This window comes from Planktothrix sp. FACHB-1355 (assembly GCF_014748295.1).
Lineage (GTDB): Bacteria > Cyanobacteriota > Cyanobacteriia > Cyanobacteriales > Aerosakkonemataceae > Aerosakkonema > Aerosakkonema funiforme_A.
Genome location: NZ_JACJUP010000824.1, coordinates 1 through 3,274 on the forward strand (window position 1 = coordinate 1; position 3,274 = coordinate 3,274).

At 42.8% G+C, this 3,274-nt stretch carries 3 protein-coding genes; 2 read left to right on the plus strand and 1 reads right to left on the minus strand.

All coding sequences use genetic code 11. The annotated features are described in order from the left end of the window. Both H6S82_RS25450 and H6S82_RS25455 read left to right on the plus strand, forming a co-directional pair. Positions 1-969, plus strand: a 969-nt coding sequence (locus H6S82_RS25450; RefSeq protein WP_191056905.1) for a glycosyltransferase family 4 protein, incomplete at its 5' end; no start/stop codon positions are given. Positions 970-994: 25 nt separating this feature from the next. Further along, on the plus strand, positions 995-2,137 hold the full coding sequence (locus tag H6S82_RS25455) for a glycoside hydrolase family 68 protein (RefSeq protein ID WP_190470935.1): 1,143 nt from the start codon (positions 995-997) through the stop codon (positions 2,135-2,137). A 76-nt stretch (positions 2,138-2,213) separates the two neighbouring features. On the opposite strand, the gene H6S82_RS25460 is transcribed toward H6S82_RS25455, so the two are convergent. Further along, on the minus strand, positions 2,214-3,274 hold a 1,061-nt coding region (locus H6S82_RS25460; protein ID WP_206756899.1), incomplete at its 5' end, for a TylF/MycF/NovP-related O-methyltransferase.

Sequence of the window (3,274 nt, forward strand, 5' to 3'; positions counted from 1 at the left end):
GGCGAGTATGAAGATTTACTAGCAAGGTTTGGCATATCTCACTACAAATTAGATCAAAAACGCAGACCTGTATCGCTATTTATCGCCGCAAAACGTTTCCAAGATATCGTCAAAGAATTTCGCCCAGATATCGTTCACTGTCATATGATGACAGGAATATTGCTGGCGCGATTTCTACGCGGTTCGGCAAAGTATCGTCTTGTAGCGCATATTCAGAACGTGCATCAACGCAGCTCGGTACTGATGGGTTTGGCGGAAAGGGTGATTCCTGTTAGCGATGCAGTAGCTGAATATATGTCTCGCCTCGGTGTTCCGAAAAATAAGATGCGAGTGGTGCGGAATTTAACTTTAGGAAGTCCGAGATTACCTTCTTTAGATAGCTGCACTCCCGCACCTTTGCAACAACCTGCGATCGTCACTGTAGCAGGAATGTTTAAACGCAAGGGTATTGCAGAGTTGATAAGTGCTTTTGCACAAGTGGCGAAGCGTTTTCCTACAGCGCATTTGTATCTAGTTGGTGATGGTGACGATCGCGCTGAGTTTGAAAATCAAGCTGCGGCGTCATCCGTCGCAAGTCAGATTCATTTTGAAGGTTTTCAAAGCAATCCCAAACCTTATTTGTTAGCGGCGGAAGTATTTGTGTTAGCTTCGCATCGCGATTCTTGTCCGCTGGTAATCTCGGAAGCACGAGCTGCTGGTTGTGCGATCGTTGCTAGCAATGCAGACGGTATCCCAGAGCAATTAGATTACGGAAAATCCGGGATTCTTGTCCCGCCAGGAGATGTTACCGCTCTCGCTAATGCCATTGAATCAATATTAGCTAGTTCCGCAGAAAGAGATAAATGGAAGCAAGCATCTCAACAAAACTTGGAGCGATTTTCTGTAGCTAATATGGTGGAGGAAATTTCTGCTGTTTATGATGAGCTTTTGGGAGATAGTAAAATTGCACAAAAAGGTTCTCTGATGTAAACCTCACTCTTACCTAAGCGACGATATGAAATTCAATAACCCATTCTACGAATTAAGCGCACGACTTGTTGACTTCCTACCCAAAGGAAAACGCACAACTAGAAGAATTTTATATCGGTTGTGGAATAGTTACCCTAGTTGGGACCCGTGGATATTAAAAGATGGGGATATCTATCGCCTCTTCTATTTAGGAGGAGCGAGTCAGCTAGTTCACTGGTGGATGAACGGCACTATCTACGGTGCGATTTCCACAGATATGAAAACTTGGCAAGATGTGGGAGCTTTACTTGAGGTAAACCCTGCCAATTCATGGGAATCTGGACGAATGCTTGCCGGTTCTGCGTACAAAGAGGATGGTGTTTATTACCTCTTTTATTCAGCCGCAGGTAAGGGATTGGAAATAATGAATGAAGGCATTGGTTTGGCAACATCTGTTGACGGGTTACATTGGGAGCGATCGTCAAACCGCGAACTTGTCAAACCAGATGACAATCATCGCTGGTACGGACAATTCAAACGCCAGATGGGTTATGACGAGTACGACCATTATCAATGGCGCGATCCTTATGTTGTAAAAGATCGGGAAAGTGGCAAATACTATATGTTTATTTGCGCTTATTTGAAGGAAGGAGGAGAAGGAAAATATCGCGGTTGTGTTGGTGTAGCCGTAGCGGACAAAATTGGGGGGCCTTACGAACTATTACCTCCCGCTGCTACACCGTTTGTGGAGGGAACAAAAGAATCGCCATTTTATGAAATGGAAAGACCGCAAGTGATTTACAGAAATGGCAAATATCATCTGTTTTTCTCTTGTTGGACTATGTGGCTAAACCCAAGCTGGGTAAAGAAAGTAGGTAAAGACAAAATTACCGATTCCACACTTTACTGGTATGTTTCCGATCGCATTACTGGGCCCTACGAACCTGTGAGCGAAAAACCGATCGTAAAAGGTAGCGATCGCACTGGCATATATGGTACAAACTTCTTTCCCGCACCGGATAATCCAGAAGAATTCATCGCCTATGGCTGGTATTACAGACGCATGACATTAGCAATTAAACCAAAAGTTCGCGTTTGTTGGAATAATGACTCCATTGAGATTGTTAATTTACCTCAATGGCAGCGCAATTCCAACAATCAACCTGTCATACTGAGCGAGGTTCGATAACCGTTAATTTTCCAAATTGCGGAAATACAAGTGGAAATGGTGCGTTACGCTAGCGCTAACGCACCCTACAGTTGATTTAAAGTTTGATAACTATTTGTAAACCGCTAAAAGCTGAGAAAAAACTAAAACAGCCTTCTCTATTATCGTAAAACTCATCTACTGCTTGACGCGCACCCAGACAAAAGTCATGTCCGTAGTCTTCGTAGATGATAACGCCGCCACGATTTAGCTTGGGATAGATTTTTTCGGAAACAAATTTGACAGCACGATAGGAGTCGCAATCAACATAAACTAGAGAAAATTGGTCTTCAGGGATGGCATCAATTGTGTGAGCGAAATCGCCTTTAACGAGATGTACGTTTTCGTAATCATCGAAGATTTTTTTGACTTCTTCGTAGTTAACAAAGTGGCTATCGTTCCAAAACTTATCTACCGCTATGTCTTCTTTGGGAAATTGCTCGAACGCATCGCATAAATATATTTGTTTATTGAAATTAAGGCGCTTTGCCATCTCGCTGATAATCAAACCTGAATGCCCTCTATAGGAGCCAAATTCAGCTATGGCTCCTTCTACTTTTTTGGTTTGGAGTAACAGTTGATAAAGGTCGTAAGCATCCGTAACCTCGCACTTGCGCTCAACCTTTGTTAAGGAGAATTCGTATATATCATCAATCAGACCGTCATCAAAGACCGAAGACACATAGGAAGTGCCAAGATGATCGTAAATGTCTTTGTCCTTGCTGAGAGCCCGGTAGGAATCTAAGAGCCGAATTTTGAAAATAAATTCGCTTTGTCGAAATTCCGGATGACTCAGCACTATTTGGAGCGATTTTTTCACATCGGCGTTAGACATGAAGCACGATACAAAGACTGTCTCTCGGTAAGGTGCTTTAACTTCTGTTAAATCTTTAATCTTTTCAATCCGGCTATCTGAGGTAGGTTGCAAACTAGAGTCTTCCTCATTTAAGTCCAGAACAAGAATGCGTAGCTTTTCTGTGTCTGAAGCAGTCGCCAGCAAACTTTGCTGAACCTCTTGAGACAATTTGCCAGAGCCAAGCAGAATAATAGAATTTGCTCCGGAGGCTATATTTTTAAGGATTTCGCCTATAATAAATTTCAACCATTGGGTATCGGAAA

Excerpts from the sequence above, each read along its gene's own strand:
- H6S82_RS25455 (WP_190470935.1), top strand. The coding sequence starts at position 995 with ATGAAATTCAATAACCCATTCTACGAATTAAGCGCACGACTTGTTGAC.